This is a genomic window from Pseudomonas sp. 05N434, assembly GCF_056396965.1.
The window spans coordinates 1-453 of sequence record NZ_JBFTMK010001133.1; the positions used below are offsets into that span (position 1 = coordinate 1).

At 53.2% G+C, this 453-nt stretch carries 1 protein-coding gene; it reads right to left on the reverse strand.

The features are described from left to right. Positions 1–251: 251 nt before the first annotated feature. A complete protein-coding gene (locus AC1DLB_RS32090) occupies positions 252–446 on the reverse strand; it encodes a hypothetical protein (RefSeq protein WP_018927982.1) in 195 nt (64 codons plus the stop codon). Positions 447–453: the final 7 nt, after the last annotated feature.

The window sequence follows — 453 nt, forward strand, 5'->3', positions numbered from 1 at the left end:
TCCAGCCGAGCATGCAACTTCTGACCAGTCTTCAGCCACATGAACAGTGTTAGAGACAGCGTGACAAATTAAGCACTTCATGTTCGATCTCCGTATCCATGAATTACCAACTGTAGACGATCCACGAACAAAGAACTCAGCGCCCAAAAAAACCGGGGGCAGTCCATCGCGCCACCCAGTGACAGCCTGGCCAGGTGACCTGTCAAAGGGGCGATAAGTGAAGAGCCCGGCCGCAATGGCCGGGCTCCGTTTTATCTTCTGTTTTCAAGCATCTTGTCGGCGAGCGCTTTGGCTCTTTGGATCAGCATGTTTTGCCTGTCTTCGTGGGTGGTTTCTCCTACCACCGGTGCCGTCAGATGGCTTTCGGCAATCAGCGCAGCACAGAAATATTGGTCCCAAACAGTGCTTTGCTCCGACGCCTGTCTAATCGTTTGGTCGGCGATCATATGCGGC

Coding starts and splice junctions, on each gene's coding strand:
- AC1DLB_RS32090 (WP_018927982.1), bottom strand. CDS start 446: ATGATCGCCGACCAAACGATTAGACAGGCGTCGGAGCAAAGCACTGTT.